This window comes from Neobacillus sp. FSL H8-0543 (genome assembly GCF_038592905.1).
GTDB lineage: Bacteria > Bacillota > Bacilli > Bacillales > Cytobacillaceae > Neobacillus.
In genome coordinates this window covers 1,040,312-1,065,581 of sequence record NZ_CP151943.1, presented here as the reverse complement: position 1 = coordinate 1,065,581, position 25,270 = coordinate 1,040,312, and the positions used below count along the sequence as shown (strand labels likewise).

Annotated in this window: 27 protein-coding genes and 1 other annotated feature; of the genes, 24 read left to right on the top strand and 3 right to left on the bottom strand. The window is 38.7% G+C overall.

Annotated features, from left to right (window positions below; translation table 11 throughout):
- Positions 1-99: 99 nt before the first annotated feature.
- The 7 genes from NSS81_RS05600 to NSS81_RS05570 all read left to right on the top strand — a co-directional run bounded on the left by NSS81_RS05600 (position 100) and on the right by NSS81_RS05570 (position 7,870).
- Entirely contained in the window at positions 100-813 is a 714-nt protein-coding gene (locus NSS81_RS05600) for a response regulator transcription factor (RefSeq protein ID WP_342432553.1), read from the top strand.
- Complete coding sequence (locus NSS81_RS05595) at positions 810-2,591, top strand: ATP-binding protein (RefSeq protein ID WP_342432552.1); 1,782 nt, start codon at positions 810-812, stop codon at positions 2,589-2,591. The genes NSS81_RS05600 and NSS81_RS05595 overlap by 4 nt, the downstream gene beginning before the upstream one ends.
- Positions 2,592-5,225 carry a DNA polymerase I gene (polA, locus tag NSS81_RS05590; RefSeq protein ID WP_342432551.1) on the top strand — a complete coding sequence of 878 codons (2,634 nt, stop codon included), beginning with the start codon at positions 2,592-2,594 and terminating at the stop codon, positions 5,223-5,225.
- Positions 5,226-5,276: 51 nt separating this feature from the next.
- The gene (mutM, locus tag NSS81_RS05585) at positions 5,277-6,104 is read left to right on the top strand and encodes a DNA-formamidopyrimidine glycosylase (protein WP_342432550.1); all 828 of its coding nucleotides are present in this window, start codon (positions 5,277-5,279) and stop codon (positions 6,102-6,104) included.
- Positions 6,105-6,198: 94 nt separating this feature from the next.
- Entirely contained in the window at positions 6,199-6,834 is a 636-nt protein-coding gene (gene ytaF / locus NSS81_RS05580) for a sporulation membrane protein YtaF (protein WP_342432549.1), read from the top strand.
- A gap of 20 nt (positions 6,835-6,854) precedes the next feature.
- The gene (gene coaE, locus NSS81_RS05575) at positions 6,855-7,454 is read left to right on the top strand and encodes a dephospho-CoA kinase (RefSeq protein ID WP_342432548.1); all 600 of its coding nucleotides are present in this window, start codon (positions 6,855-6,857) and stop codon (positions 7,452-7,454) included.
- Positions 7,455-7,483: 29 nt separating this feature from the next.
- Positions 7,484-7,870, top strand: coding sequence for a hypothetical protein (locus NSS81_RS05570; protein ID WP_342432547.1), 387 nt, complete (start codon positions 7,484-7,486; stop codon positions 7,868-7,870).
- Here NSS81_RS05570 and NSS81_RS05565 read toward each other — a convergent pair.
- Positions 7,861-8,766 (bottom strand): nuclease-related domain-containing protein, encoded by a 906-nt coding sequence (locus tag NSS81_RS05565; RefSeq protein WP_342432546.1) that lies wholly within the window; start codon positions 8,764-8,766, stop codon positions 7,861-7,863. The genes NSS81_RS05570 and NSS81_RS05565 overlap by 10 nt on opposite strands.
- A 203-nt stretch (positions 8,767-8,969) precedes the next feature.
- Between NSS81_RS05565 and NSS81_RS05560 the strand changes: the two genes are divergently transcribed.
- The 13 genes from NSS81_RS05560 to NSS81_RS05500 all read left to right on the top strand — a co-directional run bounded on the left by NSS81_RS05560 (position 8,970) and on the right by NSS81_RS05500 (position 20,097).
- Complete coding sequence (locus NSS81_RS05560) at positions 8,970-10,001, top strand: glyceraldehyde-3-phosphate dehydrogenase (RefSeq protein ID WP_342432545.1); 1,032 nt, start codon at positions 8,970-8,972, stop codon at positions 9,999-10,001.
- Positions 10,002-10,354: 353 nt separating this feature from the next.
- Positions 10,355-10,729, top strand: coding sequence for an adenosylmethionine decarboxylase (gene speD, locus NSS81_RS05555; protein ID WP_045523562.1), 375 nt, complete (start codon positions 10,355-10,357; stop codon positions 10,727-10,729).
- A gap of 119 nt (positions 10,730-10,848) precedes the next feature.
- Positions 10,849-11,247 (top strand): hypothetical protein, encoded by a 399-nt coding sequence (locus NSS81_RS05550; protein ID WP_342432544.1) that lies wholly within the window; start codon positions 10,849-10,851, stop codon positions 11,245-11,247.
- A 91-nt stretch (positions 11,248-11,338) separates the two neighbouring features.
- Positions 11,339-11,806: a transcriptional regulator NrdR gene (gene nrdR / locus NSS81_RS05545; RefSeq protein ID WP_342432543.1), complete on the top strand. Its 468-nt coding sequence runs from the start codon at positions 11,339-11,341 to the stop codon at positions 11,804-11,806.
- Positions 11,807-11,856: 50 nt separating this feature from the next.
- Positions 11,857-13,254 (top strand): replication initiation and membrane attachment family protein, encoded by a 1,398-nt coding sequence (locus tag NSS81_RS05540; protein WP_342432542.1) that lies wholly within the window; start codon positions 11,857-11,859, stop codon positions 13,252-13,254.
- A gap of 12 nt (positions 13,255-13,266) precedes the next feature.
- On the top strand, positions 13,267-14,196 hold the full coding sequence (gene dnaI, locus NSS81_RS05535) for a primosomal protein DnaI (RefSeq protein WP_342432541.1): 930 nt from the start codon (positions 13,267-13,269) through the stop codon (positions 14,194-14,196).
- 154 nt (positions 14,197-14,350) lie between these two features.
- Complete coding sequence (locus NSS81_RS05530) at positions 14,351-15,232, top strand: putative sporulation protein YtxC (RefSeq protein ID WP_342432540.1); 882 nt, start codon at positions 14,351-14,353, stop codon at positions 15,230-15,232.
- Between the two features lie 400 nt (positions 15,233-15,632).
- Positions 15,633-17,567, top strand: a complete 1,935-nt coding sequence (gene thrS, locus NSS81_RS05525; protein WP_342432539.1) for a threonine--tRNA ligase — start codon at positions 15,633-15,635, stop codon at positions 17,565-17,567.
- Positions 17,568-17,742: 175 nt separating this feature from the next.
- Positions 17,743-17,873 (top strand) — a sequence feature (ribosomal protein L20 leader region).
- 117 nt (positions 17,874-17,990) lie between these two features.
- Entirely contained in the window at positions 17,991-18,494 is a 504-nt protein-coding gene (infC, locus tag NSS81_RS05520) for a translation initiation factor IF-3 (RefSeq protein ID WP_342432538.1), read from the top strand.
- Between the two features lie 17 nt (positions 18,495-18,511).
- Positions 18,512-18,712 (top strand): 50S ribosomal protein L35, encoded by a 201-nt coding sequence (gene rpmI, locus NSS81_RS05515; RefSeq protein ID WP_132093041.1) that lies wholly within the window; start codon positions 18,512-18,514, stop codon positions 18,710-18,712.
- Positions 18,713-18,743: 31 nt separating this feature from the next.
- A complete protein-coding gene (gene rplT, locus NSS81_RS05510) occupies positions 18,744-19,103 on the top strand; it encodes a 50S ribosomal protein L20 (RefSeq protein ID WP_342432537.1) in 360 nt (119 codons plus the stop codon).
- A gap of 86 nt (positions 19,104-19,189) precedes the next feature.
- Complete coding sequence (locus tag NSS81_RS05505) at positions 19,190-19,465, top strand: DUF1294 domain-containing protein (protein WP_342432536.1); 276 nt, start codon at positions 19,190-19,192, stop codon at positions 19,463-19,465.
- A gap of 62 nt (positions 19,466-19,527) precedes the next feature.
- A complete protein-coding gene (locus NSS81_RS05500) occupies positions 19,528-20,097 on the top strand; it encodes a VTT domain-containing protein (protein ID WP_342432535.1) in 570 nt (189 codons plus the stop codon).
- 20 nt (positions 20,098-20,117) lie between these two features.
- Here the strand turns inward: NSS81_RS05500 and NSS81_RS05495 are convergent, their stop codons facing one another.
- A complete protein-coding gene (locus NSS81_RS05495) occupies positions 20,118-20,498 on the bottom strand; it encodes a sigma-w pathway protein ysdB (RefSeq protein WP_342432534.1) in 381 nt (126 codons plus the stop codon).
- A 105-nt stretch (positions 20,499-20,603) separates the two neighbouring features.
- Between NSS81_RS05495 and NSS81_RS05490 the strand changes: the two genes are divergently transcribed.
- A complete protein-coding gene (locus tag NSS81_RS05490) occupies positions 20,604-21,095 on the top strand; it encodes a dUTP diphosphatase (protein ID WP_342432533.1) in 492 nt (163 codons plus the stop codon).
- A 67-nt stretch (positions 21,096-21,162) separates the two neighbouring features.
- Positions 21,163-22,248 (top strand): M42 family metallopeptidase, encoded by a 1,086-nt coding sequence (locus NSS81_RS05485; RefSeq protein ID WP_342432532.1) that lies wholly within the window; start codon positions 21,163-21,165, stop codon positions 22,246-22,248.
- A 324-nt stretch (positions 22,249-22,572) separates the two neighbouring features.
- On the opposite strand, the gene sspI is transcribed toward NSS81_RS05485, so the two are convergent.
- Positions 22,573-22,779, bottom strand: a complete 207-nt coding sequence (gene sspI, locus NSS81_RS05480; protein WP_342433942.1) for a small acid-soluble spore protein SspI — start codon at positions 22,777-22,779, stop codon at positions 22,573-22,575.
- Between the two features lie 115 nt (positions 22,780-22,894).
- Here sspI and NSS81_RS05475 point away from each other — a divergent pair, with 115 nt between their 5' ends.
- A complete protein-coding gene (locus tag NSS81_RS05475) occupies positions 22,895-23,644 on the top strand; it encodes an RNA methyltransferase (RefSeq protein ID WP_342432531.1) in 750 nt (249 codons plus the stop codon).
- A gap of 584 nt (positions 23,645-24,228) precedes the next feature.
- A complete protein-coding gene (gene pheS / locus NSS81_RS05470) occupies positions 24,229-25,266 on the top strand; it encodes a phenylalanine--tRNA ligase subunit alpha (protein WP_342432530.1) in 1,038 nt (345 codons plus the stop codon).
- Positions 25,267-25,270 lie beyond the last annotated feature (4 nt).

Below are 25,270 nucleotides of genomic sequence, written 5' to 3'. Positions count from 1 at the left end.
ATTTGGGAAAAGTAGAGTGGCTGATAAAAGGTATTCTTTTGCGTTCTATATTATAATGGAGAAAGAATGTGAAATATGAGAAAACCAGGGGGTACAAAAATGAATAGAGTACTTGTTGTTGATGATGAACCGTCAATTGTAACTTTACTTCAATACAATTTAGAACAGGCTGGATTTGAGGTGATTACTGCAGCAGATGGTTTTCAGGGAAAACAATTAGCAGAGACCATGTCACCGGATATCATTGTATTAGATTTAATGCTGCCTAAAATGGATGGTATCGAAGTATGCAAGCAGCTAAGGCAACAAAAAATAATGACACCGATCCTTATGCTAACTGCTAAAGATGATGAATTCGACAAAATTTTGGGACTCGAGCTTGGGGCAGATGATTATATGATAAAGCCCTTTAGCCCAAGAGAAGTGATTGCCAGGGTAAAAGCAATCCTTAGAAGGATACAACTTCAAGTAGGTAAGAATGATGTGGAATCTACAGAGCATCTGCAAATTTCTATTGGAAACTTACTATTATCACCTGAAAAATATGAGGCCCACTATAAAAATGAGCTTCTGGAATTAACCTTAAAGGAATATGAATTGCTGCTTTACCTAGCACAGAATAAAAATCGTGTATTAACCAGAGATCAATTATTGAGTGCAGTTTGGAATTACGAATTTGCTGGTGATACTCGTATTGTTGACGTCCATATATCCCATCTGCGTGAAAAAATTGAAGAAGATACGAAAAAGCCAGTTTATATTAAAACAGTTCGTGGGCTAGGGTACAAACTTGAGGAGCCGAAGGGCGAATGATTAAATTCCGAACAAGACTCCTAATTGGACTACTTACGCTAATCATTACCGTATTAGTCGGATTGGGAATATTACTCGGTCAACTTTTTAAGAGTTATTACATAGATACATACGATGGACGCCTCCAAAAGGAGTTAAATCTATTAACCATTTATATTGAAAATAGCGGTGGAGTAGGCTCTATCAAAAGTGAAGATGTCATGTCAATCAGCCAGAGCTTAAATGTAAGATTGGCAATTACAAATGACCAAGGTTTCATTGTCCAAGACAGTGATGGGTTGAATCAGTCTGGTTTAAATGGCCTAAAAGAAAATATTAATGAAGTCATAAAGGAAAAATTGAAAAAAGAAACGAAGCTTGTAGAGCATGATGAATACGATCTCCATTATTCCTGGAAACCAATTATGAAAGACGGGCAACGGGAAGGCTATATTTTTGTCATCACAAAAACGTCCGAACTTAAAAAGGCCTATGGGCAAATATGGTGGATATTGTCGATAAGTCTCGGCATCGCTTTAATTGCGATACTTTTTCTAGGAATTAGAATAACCGCCAGGTATACGAAACCGATTGAAGCGGCTACAAATGTCGCAATAGAACTGGCAAAAGGGAATTATCGAGCAAGAACCAAAGCAGATGAACTGAACGAGACCAGTGCATTAAGTACATCTATTAATGTGTTAGCACAGAATCTTCAGCAAATGGCGAAGGCTCAAGAAATGCAGCAGGACAGATTAACAGCTTTGATTGAAAATATGGGGGCAGGCTTGCTCTTAATCGATAGTCGAGGCTACATAAATTTGGTTAATAAGGGCTATATCGATATCTTTCATGTGGATGCAGCGGATTACTTAGACAATCTTTATTACGAGTCAATCGAACATGAGGATGTTTGCGATTTAATTGTTGAGGTTTTTCGAACAGAGCGAAAGGTTAGCAAGCAGCTACTCCTGCCTTTATCAATTGAACGTAAGTATTTTATTGTTTATGGGATTCCAATTATTGGTTCTAATAATGTTTGGAAGGGTGTTTTAATTGTTTTCCACGATATCACGGAAATAAAGAACCTTGAGAAAATGAGGAAAGATTTTGTTGCGAATGTTTCTCACGAATTAAAGACACCGATTACTTCTATTAAAGGATTTTCGGAAACCTTACTTGATGGAGCGATGAATAACAAAGAAACATTAGAGTATTTTCTTTCGATCATCTTAAAAGAAAGTGATCGGCTCCAGTCATTAATACAGGACTTACTCGACTTTTCAAAAATAGAGCAGCATGAATTTAAACTGCATATCCAGGATTTTGATTTAGTTTTATTACTAAGGGAAGTATTTACTTTGCTCGATGGAAAGGCGGAAGCAAAGGAAATTAGCTTTGAATTTGAGTTTAGCAGAGAACAATTTTTTATTCAGGGGGATTTTGACCGTTTAAAACAAGTGTTTATCAATTTAATTGGTAATGCTATTTTATATACGCCGCCAAAAGGACAAGTAAAAGTCTCTCTTTTTGATCATGAGAAATACGCTAGAATTCACGTAACAGATTCTGGGGTGGGGATAAAAAAGGAAGAGATTCCTCGTATCTTTGAAAGATTTTACCGTGTGGATCGGGCAAGAAGCCGCGAATCGGGCGGAACAGGGCTTGGACTAGCCATTGTTAAGCACTTAGTAGAAGCACATCATGGTAATATCGTGGTCAGAAGTAATGTTGGTGAAGGCAGTGAGTTTATCATTGAACTTCCTAAATATGTGAACGAACCTGGAAGGGGAAAATAGATGGGAAATAAGAAATTAGTCTTAATTGATGGAAATAGTATAGCCTACAGGGCATTCTTTGCGCTACCTTTACTAAATAACGATAAAGGTATGCACACGAATGCTGTCTATGGTTTTACAATGATGCTGATGAAAATAATTGAAGATGAAAAGCCAACTCATATACTTGTGGCTTTTGATGCAGGAAAAACAACCTTTAGACACAAGACATTTAGTGAATATAAAGGCGGGAGGCAAAAGACACCACCAGAACTATCGGAGCAATTTCCATATATTCGCGAACTCCTTGATTCGTATGGAATTAAACGATATGAATTAGAAAATTATGAAGCGGATGACATTATCGGAACGGTCTCGTTAACTGCCGAGAAAGATGGTTATGAAATAAAAGTTATTTCTGGTGATAAAGACTTAACACAGCTTTCATCAACTAAGACGACAGTTGGGATTACGAGAAAAGGGATAACCGATATCGAAGAATATACTCCATCACATGTGATGGAAAAGTATGGTCTAATACCAGAGCAAATTATTGATATGAAAGGGCTAATGGGCGATCCTTCTGATAATATTCCCGGTGTCCCGGGTGTTGGAGAAAAAACGGCTATTAAGCTCCTAAAGGAATTTTCAACGCTTGAAAACTTATTAGAGTCTATAGATAAAGTAACTGGAAATAAGTTAAAAGAAAAGCTGGAAGAATTTAAGAATCAGGCAATCATGAGTAAAGAGCTGGCCACGATTGAAAGACAAGCGCCTGTCGAAGTGGAAATAGACAATTTCTTATACGAGGGATATGAAAGAGAAAGAGTTGTCGCCTTATATAAGGAGCTTGGTTTTACTACGTTGTTGGAAAAGTTAGGAGAAGATCCAATTGTATCTGAAGAGCTTGTACTCGAAGAAATCGAGTTTCAAACACCGGATGTGATTACTGAAGAAATATTTGCAGATGATAATTATTTTTATGTTGAAATGCTTGATGATAATTATCATAATGCAACAATTATTGGTATGGCACTTGTCAATGAAACAGGCTACTATTATTTGCCTACTGAGCTTGCTCTACAATCTGCAAGTTTTAAGAAGTGGGCGGAAGATGACACGAAAAAGAAAACCGTTTATGACGCGAAGCGTTCAGAGGTTTCATTAAGAAGAAATGATATTCATTTAAAAGGGGTAAATTTTGATACATTAATGGCTGCCTATATCATTAATCCATCGGAAACGATTGATGATCTTTCCACCATTGGGAAAAACTTTGGGGTTCGTATACAATCGGATGAATCCTTTTATGGAAAAGGCGCTAAGCGCAGCATCCCAGAAACTGGGATGCTGGCCGAACATTTAGTTCGGAAGAGCCTCGCCATGTCTGATTTGAAGGAAACTCTGGAAAATGAACTGATTAAAAATGAGCAATATGAATTATTTACAGAGCTTGAAATGCCTCTTTCATTGATTTTAGCTGATATGGAATCATGCGGTATTAAAGTTGACCGGGAACGGCTGCAGAAAATGGGCGGAGAAATTCACGACAGACTAATAGACATTGAGGCGACAATTTATGAAATGGCCGGTGAGAAATTCAATATAAATTCTCCCAAGCAGCTAGGGGTCATTTTATTTGAAAAACTAAACCTGCCGCCCTACAAAAAAACGAAGACAGGCTATTCCACCTCTGCAGATGTTTTGGAAAAATTAGCGGAGGATCACGAGATTATTGAGTATATCCTTCACTACAGACAATTAGGAAAGCTTCAATCGACCTATATTGAAGGTCTCCTAAAAGTAATCAATCCGAATACAGAAAAAGTCCATACAAGGTATCAACAAACCTTAACATCTACAGGAAGATTAAGTTCGATTGATCCGAACCTACAAAATATCCCGATTCGTTTAGAAGAAGGGAGGAAGATCCGCCAAGCCTTTGTTCCGTCTGAACCTGGATGGCTGATCTTTGCTGCTGATTACTCACAAATTGAGCTCCGCGTTCTTGCTGATATTGCCGGTGATGAAAAATTAATCCAGGCATTTAAAGATGACCTTGATATCCATACAAAGACAGCGATGGAGGTATTCCATGTCGATAAGGATGAGGTAACTTCCAATATGCGCAGGCAGGCAAAAGCCGTTAACTTTGGTATTGTCTATGGAATTAGCGATTATGGCCTATCACAGAGCTTAGGGATTACAAGAAAGGAAGCAGGTCAATTTATTGACCGCTATCTAGCAACCTATCCTGGAGTAAAAGATTATATGGAGGACATTATTCATTCAGCCAAACAAAAGGGCTATGTGACTACAGTGATGCAACGCAGAAGGTATCTCCCTGAGATTACCAGCCGGAACTTTAATATAAGAAGCTTTGCAGAAAGAACAGCAATGAACACTCCTATTCAAGGAAGTGCAGCCGATATCATTAAAAAGGCGATGATCGATATGGCGGATGCCTTGAAGGACCTAGGATTAAAAACTCGCCTATTACTTCAGGTGCACGATGAACTGATTTTTGAAGCACCAGAGGAAGAAATTGAAACGCTAAAGAAATTGGTGCCAGACGTCATGGAAAACGCACTTGAATTAACAGTACCTTTAAAAGTAGACTACGCCTACGGTCCTACATGGTTTGATGCGAAGTAGAAAAGCTAAGGCCACTAGGCCCTGAAGCTAGACAAATAAGGGGGTAATCTTTTGCCTGAATTACCTGAAGTCGAAACGGTAAGAAAGACGTTAAAAAAGCTTGTATCTAACAAACAAATTGAAAATATAACGGTGTATTGGCCAAAAATCATCAAAAACCCAGTAGAGGTGGAGCAATTTATTGATGCCCTAAAAGGGGAGAAAATTGAGGATGTTGGCCGGCGGGGCAAGTTTTTAATTATATATACTCAAACGTATGCACTGGTTTCCCATCTAAGAATGGAAGGGAAATATGGGCTATATCCAAACGAAGAACCATTTGATAAACATACCCATGTCATTTTTCATTTTACAGATGGAACTGAATTAAGATACCGTGATGTTCGAAAATTTGGAACGATGCATCTGTATCGTAAGGGTGAGGAATTTGAAAAGGCTCCATTAATTGACCTTGGACCTGAACCATTTTCGGAAGAATTTACGAAGGAATACTTGGCCATTAAGCTTAAAAAAACGACGAGAAAAGTGAAACCTGCGTTATTGGATCAAAAGCTCTTTGTGGGGCTTGGGAATATCTATGTAGATGAAGCCTTATTTCGCTCCGGGATACACCCTGAGAGGCTAGCCAACTCACTTAGTATGGATGAGATCGCTATTCTTCATCAAGAAATAGTGGATACCTTAAGTGAAGCGGTTAAAAAAGGCGGGAGCACGATTCGCTCTTACGTGAATTCTCAGGGTGAAATCGGGATGTTCCAACTTGAATTATTTGCTTACGGAAGAAAAGGGGAGGCATGTAAAAAATGTGATACCCCGTTAGAAAAAACAACTGTCGGAGGAAGAGGTACTCATTTCTGCCCAAATTGCCAAAAGCTTTAAATTGGTGGATTAAGTTCGGTGAACAATTTCTATAACCAAGGATAGGCTCCTGCCATATACTATCATATTGATTGATGGAAGGAGCCCTACCAACATGGTTCAATTGTTCTCACTTCTCTTGCTGGCTTTTGCTCTCAGTCTTGATAGTTTTAGCGTTGGATTTACTTATGGATTGAGAAAAATGGTCATGCCGATTAAATCAGTGCTTATTATTGCAACATGCTCAGCTATTTCGTTAATAATTGCTGTGTCAATCGGACATGGCTTAGAAAAAGTCCTGCCACCTGCTGTTACCGCCAGACTCGGAGGAGTTATAATGATTTGTCTGGGTGCCTGGGTGTTGTACCAATTTTTTAGACCAGAAAAAGAGAAAGCGATAGTTAATCAAGAAAAGACGATTGTAAACTTTGAAATTCAATCGCTAGGCATAGCTATTAATATATTGAGAACACCAATGTCAGCTGACTTTGACCGTTCGGGTACAATTACGGGGATCGAAGCCTTTATGCTTGGCTTTGCCCTGTCCCTTGACGCATTTGGCGCAGGTATAGGTGCAGCAATGCTTGGCTTCTCTCCCATTTATTTGGCCATTTGTGTAGCTGTGATGAGTTCCTTATTTGTTTTATTAGGGATAAAAAGCGGGACATATTTTCACCGATTTGAATGGGTTCAAAAGTTTACCTTTATACCAGGGATCTTATTAATCATCATTGGAATCTGGAAGATCTGATGGTGTAGAAAGGGATAATTATGGCATTAGTAATTGGATTAACAGGCGGTATTGCCAGTGGAAAAAGTACAGTTTCAAATATGTTAAAGGAAATGGATATTACTGTGGTTGATGCAGATGTAGAAGCACGCCTTGCAGTCGAAAAAGGAGAACCTGCTTATCAAAAGATTGTGGCTGAATTTGGCGATGAAATTTTATTAGCTGACGAGGGCATTGACAGGCAAAAATTAGGTTCGATCATTTTCCATAATGCCGATAAAAGACAGATATTGAATGGAATTGTACATCCAGACGTTAGGGCGAGGATGTTCAAAAAAATTGATACAGCCATTAAGAACGAAGAAAAGGTTGTTATTCTCGATATTCCTTTGCTCTTTGAAAGTAAATTAACCTCAATGGTGGAAAAAACAATCCTTGTTTATGTAGATAAACAGGTTCAACTGCAGCGATTAATGGATAGAAATGAATTATCGATGGCTGATGCAGTGGCAAGAGTGAACTCGCAAATGCCCCTCTCCGAAAAAGTAGCGTTAGCTGATGCCGTTATTGATAATAATGGGTCAATCGAGGAAACAAAAAGACAACTCAACGAATTATTAGCAAGTTGGGGAATTAATTAATTTGAGAAGAGGGATGCCTCTTCTTTTTTTTGAAAAAACTCTACAGTGGGAATGGCGGCGGACTGGTCCCATTTACCCCAAAAAAGAAAAAAGGAATATTACGGTCAAATGGAGGTGTCCCATTTACCCCAAAAAAGAAAAAAGGGAATTTACGGTCAAATGGAGGTGTCCCATTTGCCCCAAAAAAGAAAAAAGGGAATTTACGGTCAAATGGAGGTGTCCCATTTGCCCCAAAAAAGAAAAAAGGGAATTTACGGTCAAATGGGAGTGTCCCATTTGCCTCAAAAAAGAAAAAAGGGAATTTACGGTCAAATGGGGGTGTCCCATTTGCCCCAAAAAAGAAAAAAGGAACTCTACGGTCAAATAGAGCCCAACCATTGACTAAACAGGTGCGTGATAAATGGGATTATTTATAGTGTGCAAACCTTTTTTTATTAATCATTTCAAAACTACTATTCAGGACCCTTCTAATCGTCTTTTCTGACACTATACCCCCGCACCAGTCAAAGACGCAACTTGTTGTAATTCTTTTATCAGGAAACAATAGCTTTATTTCCTCCACACACCGCAAAATAGCTAATTCAATTTCTTCCTCACAGCCACATGTGTCGCAAATTAACTTGGTCCTGCCAGCAATAAGTTTAAATGAGTTACATGAAACACAATTAAACCATTTTTGGAGATAATCAAAATCGTAAGCTAGATTCGCTGCAAAAGGATTTTTGTCCTGGTGTAATGAATCTAAAAGTTTAGCAAGTTTTAAATGTCTATCAGTTAACTTTGATGGAATCATATTTAATTTGTTCATAAAGCGGTTAATCTGTGTTGGTAAAATAATTTGTGGATTTTCGGGCGCATGATAAAGAGTAAATTCGGGGTTAATGAAAATCAGATAAGATTCAATTGGGTAGTTAAATCCATATTTTTGAATTAATTGGCTGAGCAATAGTTCACACCTTTTTAACTGCGCTAGACTGTCCTTCATAGGTTTTCCATTAGCGTAATAGAAACCATCAGTCTTAAAAAAGTATTCACCCTCATAATTTTTGACATCAATAAGATAAATCGTCCTTTGAAAAATAATCAGGGTGTCAATTTGGAAATGTGATTTATTAAATTCTAATAATAAAGCGTTTAAAGTCAAATTTTCATTTTGAAGTTTTTCTAAAAGTAAGTCAAACTTCTCTTCCCCTTCAAAACCTTTCTCACATACCAAGTAGTGTCTCTTGTCATCTTCACCTAAACACCTTCTTGTGTTTAAAATTCTTAAAATTAATAATTCTTCTGATTCCTTGCGAGGTCTAATTATCATATTCCACTTCCCTTCTTAGTTATAATTTTATATAAAATGCATAGGTTTTTTAATGAATAAGATGAATAGTTTGTTACATTACATAAAATTATAAAACATTAAAAAAATCCGCATATTATTTATCGCATTTTTCGGTAATTATGTTATACTAATTACAATTAATCTGTTAAACAGTATAACGTTTATACGGAAGGGGCCGTGAAATGAAAGCGAGAATTGCAATTAATGGTTTTGGGAGAATTGGTAGGATGGTTTTTAGACAGGCAATCCTTGAAAATAAATTAGAGATTGTTGCTATAAATGCAAGCTATCCTGCGGAAACATTAGCCCACTTAATAAAATATGATACAAGTCATGGGCCGTTTAAAGGAGATGTCATTGCTTTAGACCATGAGTTAATTGTAAACGGGAAAAGGGTAAAACTATTAAATAATCGAAATCCAGAACAACTTCCTTGGAAAGAGTTAAATATTGATGTCGTGATTGAAGCGACAGGAAAATTCAACTCTCGTGATAAAGCGAGTCTTCACTTAGATGCAGGTGCAAGGAAGGTTATTTTATCAGCTCCAGGCAAAAATGAAGATGTAACAATTGTGATGGGCGTGAATGAGGAAATGCTCGATATTACAAAACATGATGTGATTTCAAATGCATCATGCACGACTAATTGTCTTGCTCCTGTGGCAAAAGTGCTGGATGAAAAGTTCGGAATTGATAACGGGTTAATGACAACGATTCATTCCTATACAAATGATCAAAATAATATTGATAATCCGCATAAAGATCTGCGCAGAGCACGTGCCTGTGGACAATCTATCATTCCAACAACAACTGGGGCTGCGAAGGCACTCTCGCTTGTTTTACCGCATTTAAAGGGTAAATTGCATGGGATGTCACTGCGTGTACCGACACCAAATGTATCCTTGGTGGATTTGGTGGTGGATTTAAACCAGGACGTAACAGTGGATGATATTAACCAAGCCTTTATCGATGCAAAGAATGGGCCATTAAAAGGGATTATGGATTTCACAATGGAACCTCTTGTATCAGTAGATTTTAACACCAATCCGCATTCTGCCATTATCGATGGTCTTTCCACGATGGTAATGGGGAATAGAAAAGTAAAAGTACTAGCTTGGTATGATAATGAGTGGGGCTACTCCTCTCGTGTGGTCAATCTCACGTTATATGTGGCGCATGCCTTGGGAAAGTCTAATCAGGTAAAAGTTAGCTAGGTCAGGAAGAGCTGTCAAAAGCAGCTCTTTTTTTTGCTTGAAAAAGTAGCAAGTCCGACTCTTGAGCATAAAATAACTTGAAATTTGCGAGTAATTTCTGCGGGAAGCTGAAAAAATCTTCCTCCCAATATTTTGATAGCAAAGTTAGTAAAAAAATTTTATATTGATAGGTTGCAAAAAAAATATAAACAAAGTATACTAGTCATCGTGAACTTCTTGAAATTAGGTAGCGATTAATTACTTAAAGGGTTAGGACCTCTTTGGACTAACTTTCCCCCGTGGTAATTACCAGGTACCGTCAATAACTCAGATTTCAAGAATGAAACTAAAAGGTTAAAGGGGGAAAAATGAATATGGAAACAATGGGACGTCATGTAATCTCAGAATTATGGGGATGCGACTTTGAAAAATTAAATGATATGAACTTTATTGAGCAAACGTTTGTAGAGGCAGCATTAAAATCAGGTGCGGAGATTCGCGAGGTAGCATTTCATAAATTTGCACCACAGGGCGTTAGCGGTGTTGTAATTATTTCTGAATCACACTTAACCATTCATAGCTTTCCTGAACATGGATATGCGAGTATCGACGTGTATACATGCGGAGATTTAAATCCTAATGTCGCAGCGGATTACATTGCAGAAGCCTTAAATGCACAAACACGTGAAAATATTGAAATTCCGCGTGGAATGGGTCCAGTTCACGTTAAACAAGCAAAAGTTCTTTAATCATAAAAAATTGAAAAATGACTAGGCCAGAGGTGTATAATTAATATACACCTCTTTTTAATATTCTCAACGAAAAGAAGTAAACTAATTGTAATGAAATCGTAGGAGGAAAGAACATCATGGCTATCTTAGGAGATTTATTTATCCGTTTTAATAAACATCTAGAGACAACTGATCGACATAAGGATAATTCACTGAAAACACATTATTATAAGGCAACATTTGACAAATTATTTCAATCTGTTGAGGAGTTGCTCAGACAGGATGCGGACTGCCGTATCACGACTATTTCAAAAGAACGCGGTGAAATCGCTGTTGAAATGAATAAACCATTCCCTTGTTTTGTCATTGTAACGATTGTTTCTGTAAGAGCAATGGAAACGGCTGTTGACTTTACTATTTCTTCTGATAAATTTTCGCCAGTTGGTATTTATCCAACGTTAAGAAAGAGAATTCTCTCTCTCTATGAGCGTATTGATCAATTGCATACTCTTGTTAAGCCAATTAAAAACATGTGATTGTTCTCTTGTGTTACCGCGTTCTTTTTAATAAGATATTATTAGAATACATAAGCTAATTGTTTTTATGGATATTAGGAGCTGATCAGCCGTGAAATGCCCTTCTTGTCAAAATTATGGTACCCGTGTGCTAGATTCCCGACCTGTAGATGAGGGGCGGGCTACTCGCAGAAGGCGGGAATGCGAAGAATGCGGATATCGCTTTACGACTTTTGAAAAGATTGAAGAAATCCCTCTCATTGTCGTAAAAAAGGAAGGTACCAGGGAAGAATTCAGCCGCGACAAAATACTGCGGGGCTTAATTAAAGCCTGTGAAAAACGCCCGGTAGCTTTAAAGGAGCTTGAAGATATTACTCAAGGAGTAGAAAAGGAACTTCGAAGTCAGGGAATCTCTGAGATAAAAAGTGAATTGGTGGGTGAAATGGTGATGGACAGGCTTGCGCATGTAGATGAAGTCGCCTATGTACGCTTTGCTTCTGTTTACCGTCAATTTAAAGATATAAATGTATTTATCGATGAATTAAAGGAACTGATAAAGAAGGAAAATCTTAAGAGCTAAAGCAATCTTTGGCTCTTATTTTTCTTAATTGAAAGGGGACTGAATGGTATATGGCGCAGCATTGGCAAGAATTGATTCCAATTGACCGTTATACGGTTTCGGCAAGTGGATTGCTGCATGAGTACGATCGCAAAGTGCTGACGTTTTTATATCAGCCCTTGATTGGCTCAGCCTGTTTTAGTTTGTATATGACACTCTGGGCAGAGCTCGAGGAGAATAGACTTTGGTCTGAATCTTCCTCCCATCATATCTTAATGAATTTGTTAGGGATCAATTTAAAAGATATCCATGAAGCCCGATTAAAGCTTGAAGGCATTGGTTTATTAAAAACCTATGTGAAGACAGAGGAAGGGGGGAGGTCATTTATTTATGAGCTCCACCCCCCATTAAATCCACAGCAATTTTTCCTAGATGGAATGTTAAATATTTATCTTTATCGAAAAGTTGGAAAAAGTCACTTTGCCAGACTAAAACGATTTTTTAGTGACCAGGAGAGGCCGAAGGAAGAGGATTACCGTGATGTCACAAGAGCCTTTCAGGATGTGTTTGAATCTGCAACACCTGGCAGTCTTCAGTATATGCATGACAATTCTGGAGATTTAGATACGGAAGAGAATCTGCAGTTTATCGGCAGGCAGGAACAAAAACTAATTCAAGTCAATCCTGATACCTTTGATTTTGATTTGTTAATGAGCGGGTTAAACGAATCGTTAGTCCCTAAAAAGGCATTAACCAAAAGGGTAAAAGAAATTATTAGCAATCTTGCCTTTCTTTATAATATTAATCCGATAGAAATGAAAAATTTCATTCTCGGCGCACTTGATGAGAATGATGAAATTAACATTGAAGACCTGAGAAAAGGTGCGCGTGATTGGTATCAATTTGTGAATTATGATCAGCTTCCAAGCCTCATTACCCGTACACAGCCAGTAATTCATCAGGTGCAATTTTCTGAGCCTAAAACTCAGGAAGAAGAGTTAATCAGGTATTATGAAACTACTTCTCCGCTTGAAGTATTTAAAAGCCTATCGGGAGGCGCAGAAGCTGCTGAATCCGACTTGAAGATATTAGAAGAAGTCATGATAAAGTATAAGCTATTACCCGGTGTAGTAAATGTATTGGTTGATTTTGTAATGAAAAAAAATAATATGAAATTTACAAAAGGATTTGTTGAGAAAATTGCTAGTCATTGGGCCCGGAAGGAAATTAAGACAGTGAAAGCGGCAATGGAACTCGCCAGGGAAGAAGTTCGTACCAGCGCTAGCGTCGAATCTAGAAAAACATCCGGAAGAACTTCTAAAGGCAAGCCGATTCGAACAGAGGTTTTACCTGATTGGTTTGAAGATAATTCTAAGGAAGTAGTTAAAGATGTTTCTAATAAAAACAACACAGCGGTTGAAGAAAAAAAGCGTGCGATGGAAGAAAAGTTAAAGGCCTTTAGAAAATAGGTGGTGATCAGATTGGAAAAAATAAACAGAACCTTAAAGCGGTTAGCCTCAAGTGAGGACTTTCAGAAACGGTATCAGCAACAGCGTGCTGATATATTAAAGCATCCTGATATTATCGCCTTTTTAGCAAAACACCAGGACGAGGTGAACCAAGCTTTAATTGATAAAAGTATGACTAAGCTTTATGAATATACCCAGCAAAGCAAGAATTGTGACCGCTGTCCAAGTCTTGAGGAATGCATTAATTACATGAAGGGATATCACCCCGAATTGGTATTAACCCGAAACTCGATTGATTTGGTTTATAAACGCTGCCCTAAAAAAATCATGGCTGATGAAAAGAAAAAGAACCAAAAGCTGATTAAAAGCCTTTACGTTCCTAGAGATATCCTTGAAGCAACCTTTGAGGACTTCGAGGGTGATACTGGAAGACTTGAAGCGGGAGATCAGGCTGCCACATTTCTAATGAATTATGAGGCAGGCTTAAAGCCAAAAGGTTTATACCTTTATGGTAAATTTGGTGTTGGAAAGTCATACCTGCTAGGTGCGATTGCAAATGAGTTAGCAAAAAAGCAAATCTCATCGATGATTGTCTATGTTCCGGAGCTTCTCCGTGAAATGAAAAGTGCAATTGGCGACTCTACATTAAATGACAAACTGGAAGCCTTAAAGAAAGAACAGATATTAATGCTGGATGATATCGGTGCAGAAGCTGTTTCAAGCTGGACAAGGGATGAAATTTTGGGACCTGTACTCCAGTTCCGGATGCTCGAAAAGCTGCCCACCTTTTTTACATCGAATTTTGACTTTCAGGGGTTGGAGCATCACTTAACATATAGCCAGCGTGGAGAAGAAGAAAAAATGAAAGCCCGCAGAATCATGGAAAGAATTAGGAGTTTAAGTGAGCCTGTCAAAGTAGATGGGCCAAACCGCCGACACTAACCAATATTGAAAAGCGAGGACTACCGATTATTTTCGGTAGTCCTCGTATTTTTTTTCGCAATAATGAAAAAGCAAGCATAGCTTAACTTCTATTTTGGCCAAGTCCCCCATATAAATAGTAAAACAGAGAAATTGGCTGATAGGGGGGATTTGGTTGGCAGAAATCATCTTCCAAAGCAAGCTGGATGCGAAACGGTTTTATTCCCACTTGCTGGAGTGTTTGCGAGAAAATCCGAATGATCAAGATATTCTTCTTATAGAAGATCGACATATAGTAAAAATTATTGATAACGGTTTAACTGTTGCAGCATTTGATAATGTAAAAACGGCATTTTATGAGTTTATCATTAAAATTAAGCGTGATGATTGGTTTCGAGAGATGTTGAAAGAGCGTTATTTTTATGAGGATCCAGAAGAACAACAACAAATCATTGAGATTATCTATTCCGTTCTTGAAGGCCAGAGAGAGGAACTTGCAATATTTTTAAAGGAAAATAATGAAGAGCCAAAAATAAAACAGGCAGTTGACGAAGTCTTTCTTAATCATGTGACGTTTTCTTTTGATTCATTTTATAAATTTCGCCTCCGTCCCTATCTGCAAATGCTTGAAAGCTATGTGGAGATTTCGATTGATGAATATAAAATGGAGCAGGAGTACCAAATGTTTGTCCAAACACTTCGGGAGTTTTTAACGAACCGTGAGCCTAAAATAGAAACTCTCCATTTATTATTTGATGAGGAAATTACTTTTTATAATGAACAATTTGATGAAATAAAGCGTGGTGAGTTAACAAAGATGATTGACCGAAGGTTATTATTTAATCATCCAATATATGTCGATTCTGCCTCAATTGCTCCATTGTTATCGATTGCACCAACATCCATCCTTCTTTATACAAATGATCGTGAAGCGCCGCTCGTTCGAACGATAAAAAATATTTTCGAAGAGAGAGTGACAATTAAAGCTTATGAAGGATTGCGTAATACACAGGCAGAAGTACAACAGAAAACTGCTGCAAATGAAAACGGGGCCTAAATTCTTGAATTAATTATTATTATGGAGTAAATGTCCCTTGATTTTTCAAAATATAGCTTTTATAATACCTACATATAATAATATATTTTGCAGCAGTAATGATAAGGACAACAGTACATTGTTACGGTTACCAGAGAGGGAGGACCTGGCTGAAAGCCTCCTAGCACGGACATTTACTTACCACCTTTAAACTTCGGTAGTGAACGCTACATTTATGTAGTAAGTAATTGCTGACGGCTACAACCGTTACCATGTCCTAAAGTCATTTTTAATTTATATAAAAATGAAAAATTGGGTGGAACCACGTGTTTATCAAACTCGTCCCTTTTCCAGGGACGGGTTTTTTTATTTTTTAAAAAGCGATTTTTACAAAAACGCTTAACTAAAAGGAGGAATTGCCATGTCAGAGGTTGTTAAAATTTCGTTTCCAGATGGAGCAGTGAAGGAGTTCCCAGTTGGAACAACAACGGAAGATATTGCCGCATCCATTAGCCCAGGCTTAAAGAAAAAGGCAATTGCTGGTAAATGGAACGGTCAACAATATGATCTTCGCCGTCCAATCCTTGAAGACGGATCAATAGAAATTGTCGTCCCTGATTCAAAGGATGCATTAGAAATCCTGCGTCATAGCACAGCACATTTAATGGCACAGGCAGTCAAAAGACTTTATCCAAATGTGAATCTTGGTGTGGGTCCTGTCATCGAAGGCGGCTTTTACTACGACATCGACCTGGATGAATCAATTTCCCCAGATGACCTAGTAAAAATTGAAAAAGAAATGGCGAAAGTCGTTAATGAAAACCTTGAGATTGTACGCAAGGAAGTAAGCCGTGCGGAAGCAGTACAGCTATTTAAAGAGGCTGGAGACCCTTATAAACTTGAACTAATTGAAGCGATTCCAGATGAAGAAACAGTAACAATTTATGAGCAAGGGGAATTTTTCGATCTTTGCCGTGGTGTTCATGTACCATCAACTGGAAAGATTAAAGAATTTAAACTGTTGAGCATTGCTGGTGCATACTGGCGTGGAGATAGCAAAAATAAAATGCTCCAGCGTATCTATGGAACTGCTTTCTTCAAAAAAGAGGATTTGGCAGAGCATCTACGCTTGCTTGAAGAGGCGAAAGAGCGTGACCATCGAAAAATTGGTAAAGAATTGAGCCTCTTTACTACTAACCAATTAGTAGGACAAGGATTACCGTTATGGCTTCCAAAAGGGGCAACAATCCGGCGCGTGATTGAGCGTTATATCGTTGACAAAGAACAGCGTCTTGGTTATGACCATGTATACACACCAATCATGGGCAGTGTTGATTTATATAAAACATCTGGTCACTGGGATCACTATAAAGATGATATGTTCCCGATAATGGATTTGGATAATGAACAACTGGTATTACGTCCAATGAACTGCCCGCATCATATGATGATTTATAAGAACAGTATTCATAGCTATCGCGAGCTTCCAATACGAATTGCAGAGCTTGGTAATCAGCACCGTTATGAGATGTCCGGTGCGCTATCAGGACTGCAGCGTGTTCGCGGAATGACATTAAATGACGCTCATATCTTTGTTCGTCCTGACCAAATTAAAGATGAATTCAAGCGGGTTGTTAACCTTGTGTTAGCTGTATATAAAGACTTTAATCTTAATGACTATAGTTTCCGTCTTTCTTACCGTGATCCGCAAGATACAGAAAAGTATTTTGACGATGACGCCATGTGGGAAAAAGCGCAGGCTATGTTGAAGGATGCGATGGATGACCTAGGCCTCGATTATTACGAGGCAGAAGGTGAAGCAGCTTTCTACGGTCCTAAGCTGGATGTTCAAGTGAAAACAGCTTTAGGCAAGGAAGAAACTCTTTCTACTGTTCAATTAGACTTCTTGCTGCCGGAAAGATTTGATTTAACATATGTCGGTGAAGATGGAAAACAACACCGTCCAGTCGTTATTCACCGTGGCGTTGTTTCTACTATGGAACGCTTTGTGGCCTTCTTAATTGAAGAATACAAAGGGGCATTTCCAACATGGCTTGCTCCAGTTCAGGTTCAGGTCATTCCTGTTTCACCTGGAGCCCATTTAGACTATGCGCTACAAGTGAAGGAACAGCTTCAAAATGAGGGCTTCCGTGTTGATATTGATAGCCGTGATGAAAAAATCGGTTATAAAATAAGAGAAGCACAAATGCAAAAAATTCCATATATGCTTGTTGTCGGTGACAAGGAAGTGGAAGATATGGCCGTAAACGTACGTAAATATGGTGAGCAAAAGTCAGTAACAGAGCCATTTTCAAAGTTTCTATCTGCAATTAAAGCAGAAGTAGAAAAAGGCTAATTTCAATAGAGGGAGGATCTCCTCCCTTTTTATTTTTTTGAAAAGAAAAAAATTACTATTGAATTATTGATAAATTCTTGGTAAACTAATCTTCGTTGTCAAAGAAAATAGCTGTTTGACATCATGTCTTACCTTATGGTATAGTTACTTAAGTGAAAACTGAATACAAAATACAAGGGAAAAGAAGAAGCACCCGCTTCTCACCTGATTGACGCGATTGGCAGTTGGCAGGTTTACGTGAACTTTTTGTTTTATTACTTATGTTCTGTAAAGTGTGGGTGTATGCATCCGCACTTTTTTTATTTGTAAAAACAAAGTTTTCAATACTTGCCGATTCAACATATGTGTCAATTAGTAAGTGTATCTTGACCCGGAGGTTGTATTCGTGAAAATCCTTGGAGGTGGCTAATTATTAGCAAAGACATGTTGTTAAATGAGGGCATTCGCGCACGCGAACTTCGCCTGATTGATCAAAACGGCGAACAATTGGGGATCAAAACCAAATTTGAAGCGCTTGAGATTGCCGGAAGAGTGAATCTTGATGTGGTACTAGTAGCACCAAATGCAAAGCCTCCGGTAGCCCGAATTATGGACTATGGCAAATATAAATTCGAGGCTCAAAAGAAAGAAAAAGAGGCTCGCAAGAATCAAAAAATCATTACTACTAAAGAAGTTCGTCTAAGCCCAACGATCGATGAGCATGACTTTAATACAAAACTTCGTAATGCTATTAAGTTCTTGGAAAAAGGCGACAAAGTAAAAGCTTCAATCCGTTTTAAGGGTCGGGCGATTACCCATAAAGAAATCGGTCAACGAGTGTTAGACCGTTTTGCTCTAGAGTGCAAGGAAGTTTCGACTATCGAGTCTTATCCAAAAATGGATGGACGGAGTATGTTCCTCGTTCTAGCACCTAAAACTGAAAAGTAATAAGGAGGACTATCCCAATGCCAAAAATGAAAACTCACCGCGGCGCTGCAAAGCGTTTCAAAAAGACTGGTTCTGGTAAGCTGAAGCGTTCTCACGCTTATACTAGCCACTTATTTGCAAACAAATCTACAAAAGCAAAGCGTAAGCATCGTAAAGCATCTCTTGTTTCTAAAGGAGATTTCAAGCGCATCCGTTTCTTATTAACAAATCTTAAATAATCGTTAACGATTGATATAGGAGGAAAAATTTATGCCACGTGTTAAAGGCGGTACAGTTACGCGCAAGCGTCGTAAAAAGGTTCTTAAATTAGCAAAAGGTTATTATGGTTCAAAACATACATTATACAAAGTAGCTAACCAACAGGTTATGAAATCATTAATGTACTCATACCGCGATCGTCGCCAGAAAAAGCGCGACTTCCGTAAACTTTGGATTACTCGTATTAACGCAGCAGCTCGTATGAATGGTCTTTCTTATAGCCGTTTAATGCACGGATTAAAGCTTGCTGGTATCGAAGTAAACCGCAAAATGCTTGCTGAATTAGCAGTAAGTGATGCAAACGCATTTGCTGAATTAGCAAACGTTGCAAAACAACAAAACAACAATTAATAGCAAAGCGCATAGGCGCTGAAGCTGGACATTTACTAAAAGCCATTCTCACAATCGAGAATGGCTTTTCTTAAGGGGATTTTAAAATGGATATTCAGACTTTAGCAGTATTTTATTTAATAATGAACATTATTGGCCTATTGGTTATGAAGGTAGATAAAAGTCGAGCAATAAAGCGCCAGTATCGAATTAGTGAAAGGACTTTGTGGCTAGTAGCTTTATTTGGCGGAGCTGTGGGTACAACCGCAGGAATGAGGCTTTATCGCCACAAAACAAAACACTTTTCGTTTAAAGTAGGATTTCCATTACTTGCAATCGCAGAAATCGTTCTTTTTAGCTATTTTTTAGTCGAGTTGGCATAACAGCTTGGCTTGATTTATATGCTTAACTAACAAAGTAGTTTAACATCCAGGAGGTTTGTTAAATGAATGAGGATATGTCGTTGCTGTTGGTGCTTATGGAAGCAGGAGGTGTTTTTGCTCCGCTGGCGTTCATCCTCTTTCACTTGCTTCGGTCGTTTTTATTTATTCCTGTACCAGTTGTCTTGATTTCAGGTGGGGTTCTGTTTGGGACCTTGTGGGGAACGTTATACTCTGTCGTGGGTTTAATGGGGGTTAGCCTTTTTTTCTATGTCTTTATTGACCGCATGCCGAAAACCCAGGAGCGTTTGGTTAAGATTAAGGTTCGCTGGTTTGGAGAGTATCGAAATCTTGCGGTAGGTCAGATTGCTATTCTTAGACTTATACCTTTTGTACATTATCATTTATTGAGTTTTTGCCTCAAGCAAAAAACTCCGCTTTTTAAAGACTACATGAAAGCTTCGCTGCTGACAAATATGCCAATTGCTATATTCTACACTGGCTTCGGAGAATATATTAGCTATTTTACTCCATCGATAGTAATCCTTTTCCTGCTGGTATTAACCGCTCTGGTTTACCTGCTGAGGGAAAAACATAATACCATTAAGTGGAGAGAGTTTTTTAAAGCCACATGAAAAAGCCGCTCATCAAGCGGCTATTTTTGTTGCAAAAATTCGTGTATCGGGCTTTTCCAATTGATTTCCGCAACTGGATATTTCTCAAGTATCTTTTTCTCAATGAAGTAAAAGTCATCCTTACTTAGTCCTTTTAGGGATGTGGTAGATTGTGGCCAAATCGTAATTGATACAACATCTATGGTGTTGTGTGCTGTCCCTAAATATTTTTCTCCTGTAAACACAGCACCATTGTAAGTGAGTTGAAAATTCTTTACTACATCATCGTTATCTAGAAGTAGAAAACGTTTATGTTTTCTTGCTGTTTCAATTTTTCGATTTGGAGTAAAAATCGTTCGAATAACTAAATAAAGAATGAAGAAAATCATAAATAATATTACTATGCGGAGAAGCCAAACCATGGTTCTACCTCCATTTAGCTATTTTCCTTATATACGATACAGTTCGAAAAAGGTTTCATCCTTTTGCTGATTTGATATAATTTTAATCAAGGGAGTGATCAATAAATGCAGCTTGAAAAACTATTTACCATGCAACTAGCCTTGGATCAGCATATTGAAAAAAAACATGGGTTACAGGAAGAAGATTTATTTAATCGTAAGGTGCTTGCACTGTTAGTTGAAATGGGTGAACTTGCAAATGAAACTCGCTGTTTTAAATTTTGGAGTGTCAAGCCGCCTTCTGAAAAACAAGTGATTCTAGAAGAATTTGTAGATGGTGTCCACTTTATCCTATCGTTAGGAATCGAATGTGATTTTCACAAGCGCAAGTTTTTGATTAACGCGGCTCCAACGCCATTAAGTGTGACTGACCAATTCCTTTTGATAAATGAACGTGTGCTTCGTTTTCAAATGACGAGGAGTGAAACGGATTATATTGCGTTATTTGAGGGGTATTTACAGCTTGCAATGCTGCTTGGAATAACGTACGAAGAAATGGAACAGGCATATTTTGATAAAAATGAAGTAAATTATCAGAGACAACAAAATAATTATTAGCTGAAAAATATGATTATTTTCAGTATAATAAGACTCAAACCGTACATACATAATTGGGGGCAAAGCAATGGCGAAATTAGATGAAACGTTAACGATGTTAAAGGATTTAACCGATGCCAAAGGGATTCCCGGCAACGAACGAGAAGTACGAGAGGTCATGACAAAATACATAGCACCCTATGCGGATGAAGTAACAACAGATGGACTTGGCAGTTTAATTGCTAAGAAGACAGGTAAAGAAGGCGGACCAAGAATTATGATTGCCGGTCACCTGGATGAAGTGGGCTTTATGATTACTCAAATTGATGAAAAGGGCTTCCTCCGTTTTCAGCCCGTTGGCGGCTGGTGGTCACAGGTTTTGCTTGCCCAACGAGTAACAGTGGTAACGAAAAAAGGTGATCTAATTGGGGTTATCGGTTCTAAACCGCCACACATCCTATCGGCTGAGGCCCGTAAGAAACCAGTAGAAATTAAAGATATGTTTATTGATATTGGCGCATCAAGCCGTGAGGAAGCAATGGAGTGGGGCGTCCTCCCTGGTGATATGGCTGTACCATATTTTGAGTTCACTGTTATGAACAATGAGAAAATGCTGTTGGCTAAAGCATGGGATAACAGGATAGGCTGCGCGATTGCTATTGATGTTATGAAACAATTAAAGGGTGCCGATCATCCGAACGAGGTTTACGGGGTGGGAACAATCCAAGAGGAAATTGGCTCTCGCGGTGCTCAAACCTCAGCCAGTAAAATTAATCCGGATATCGGTTTTGCAGTCGATGTAGGTATCGCTGGTGATACTCCTGGTATTTCTGAAAAAGAAGCGATGAGTAAAATGGGGAAAGGTCCACAAATCATTCTCTATGATGCAACGCTTGTGGCGCATAAAGGCTTACGTGATTATATCACTAACCTTGCAGATGAATTGGGTATTCCTTATCAATTCGATGTGATCCCTGGCGGCGGCACAGACGCGGGTCCTATGCATTTGGCGCATGATGGTGTTCCTTCCTTGGCTATTACCATTGCAACTCGCTATATTCATTCACACGCGGCAATGCTTCACCGTGATGATTATGAAAATGCAGTAAAATTAATCGTCGAGGTCATCAAGCGCTTGGACCGTGAAACCGTTGATAAAATAACATTTGAATAAGGCAAAAACCTCGGCGTGTGCAATCACTTGCCGAGGTTTTTTAATGAAAATATGTTAAAGGACATTGTTTATTAAGTATATTCTGTTGATTGGAGCGGAAGGCACGTAGAACTCCTCGAAAATGCTACCGCATTTCCTTCGTGCGGTGCATATTCAAGGAAGCATATTCAATGTCCTGCGGGAAGAGCAAGTCACGGGAGACCCCGCAGGAGCGAAGCGACGAGGAGGCTCCCGGACTGCCCGCGGAAAGCGAAGTGACTGGAGCTCCAATCAACAGACCAATGAAAAAAAGCTGCTGGTTAGTCAGCAGCGCTAGCGGGTTCTTTACTTTAGTCCATTTTCAAGAGCTTCAAGCATTTCCTTTTTCTCTTGCTCTGATGAGTTTTTCCAAATAACCTCAAATAAAACACCAAGACCAGGGAGCATTTTTTCCTCACCATTTTGAATGGCATCAACAATTGTATCTTCTAATTGTTCCTGTGTATTGCCTGAAACATTGTGAATGACAGCATTGCGCAAATTCAAGTTCATCATCACACACTCCTTTTTGTCAGCTTTTCCTTATTATCATTTCTATTTTAAGTTTTATTATGTATTAAAATTGGGCTATAATTAGAAAATACATAGCAATTAAAGGAGAAAAAATTTGAAGCATATTCAGTCAATAAATAATCCGCAGGTTAAGCAATGGAAAAAACTTTTAACAAAAAAAGAACGCGATCGGTCGGGTACGTTTTTGGTTGAGGGTTTTCATTTAGTTGAAGAAGCAATAAGACAGGGTGAGCAAATTGTAGAAATTATCGTCTCAGAGCAAGTTGGTTTGCCGCCCCGCTGGGATACCGGGGTTTCTTCGGTAACGATTGTTACCGAAGAAATAGCCAACGCATTGTCAGATACAGAAACACCTCAGGGGATATATGCTGTGTGCCGTCAACTAGAAAGCGAAGTAACGGATGCAAAAACCTATCTGCTCCTTGATGCCGTACAGGATCCAGGAAACTTAGGAACGATGATTCGGACAGCTGATGCTGCCGGAATTGATGCTGTCATTGTCGGCCGCGGCAGTGTCGATATTTTCAACTCAAAAGTACTCAGATCTGCACAGGGGAGTCATTTTCACCTTCCAATCATTAGAGGGGACCTAAATGATTGGGTGGAAAAACTAAAGGATAAAAACATTCCTGTCTATGGAACAGCGCTTGAAAATGGCATAATCTATACAGAAACACAGCCTTCGGATGCGTTTGGATTAATCGTGGGGAACGAGGGAAATGGCGTTAGTAAGGATATCCTTGCCAAGACCACTAGAAACCTTTATATTCCGATTTATGGGAAAAGTGAATCATTAAATGTTGCAGTTGCAACCGGGATCCTATTATATTATTTTAAAAAATAGGCGATACTTAATTTGAAACCACAAGAAAATTATTATATAATTACTAACAATATTAATAAAATCAAAAACGATGATGGAGAAAAGTATCCTGTCAAATACCATTTAGGGAGAAAGTGCCGCGACTGAAAGCACTTTTATGGATCCAGACATGAGAAGTTCACCTCCTGAGTTGGCATCGGGACCACAAAGAAAAAAGATGACCTTTTTCGTGTGTAAAGATGCATCGGCATATGCCGTTATCCGAATGAAGCGAACATTTGTGTTTTAACATAGTGTTTACAAGGGTGGTACCGCGACTATAAACCTCGTCCCTTTCCAGGGATGGGGTTTTTTTGTGGTTTAGGAAACTAAAAAAAATTTAGTATGGATTACTTAATAGTTATCTGAATCCAGCTCCAGCGCCCAGCGACTAGTGGACTTCGCTCTCCTCCTTACGATAAGTCAACATCGAATCGCTAACGCTCTTCGTGTTTCCTTTATCTCATGCGGAGCGCTCCAGTCCATACGTCGCTAAACGGGCGCTTCCGCCTTTTAGTTTCATTCGATTGATTTTTATAATGATTTGAATTTAAGGAGGAAATGTAATGCAAGAAAGATTAAAAGAATTGCAGCAGGAAGCTCTTCAAAAAGTTGACCAGTCTTCCAGCTTAAAAGAATTGAATGACATTCGCGTTGCTTATTTAGGCAAAAAGGGTCCAATCACCGAAGTGCTGCGCGGTATGGGCAAGCTTTCAGCAGAAGAGCGCCCGATCATGGGAGCTCTGGCAAATGAAGTTCGAGAATCCATTGCCATGGTAATCGAAACAAAACAAAGTGAGCTTGAAGAAGCCGTTGTTTTAGAAAAATTAGCATCTGAATCGATTGATGTAACTCTCCCGGGACGACCGGTAAAAGTGGGCAACCATCATCCCCTCACAAGGATCATTGAGGAAATTGAAGATTTATTTATTGGCATGGGCTATCAAGTTGCCGAAGGTCCTGAAGTAGAACAGGATTACTATAACTTTGAAGCGCTGAATTTACCGAAGGGACATCCGGCAAGAGATATGCAGGACTCCTTCTATATTACTGAAGATATCCTTCTTCGTACTCATACCTCGCCAGTACAGGCTCGGACAATGGAGAAAAACCAAGGCAAAGGGCCGATCAAGATCATTTGCCCAGGTAAAGTGTATCGACGTGATAATGATGATGCAACACACTCTCACCAGTTCATGCAAATTGAAGGCCTTGTTGTTGGCGAAAACATTCGTATGAGTGACCTTAAAGGGACATTAGATTTGTTTGCCAAGAAGATGTTTGGTGAAGACCGGGAAATCCGTTTACGCCCAAGCTTTTTCCCATTCACAGAGCCTTCTGTCGAAATGGATATTTCTTGTAAAGTTTGCGGTGGAAAAGGCTGCAGCGTTTGTAAAAAGACAGGCTGGATTGAAATTCTTGGAGCAGGTATGGTACATCCAAATGTTCTTGAAATGGCTGGATATGACTCGAAAAAATATACCGGTTTTGCATTCGGAATGGGACCAGAGCGGATTGCGATGTTGAAATACGGTGTCGATGATATCCGTCATTTCTATACAAATGATGTACGTTTCTTAAAACAATTTTCTAAACACGAATAAGAGG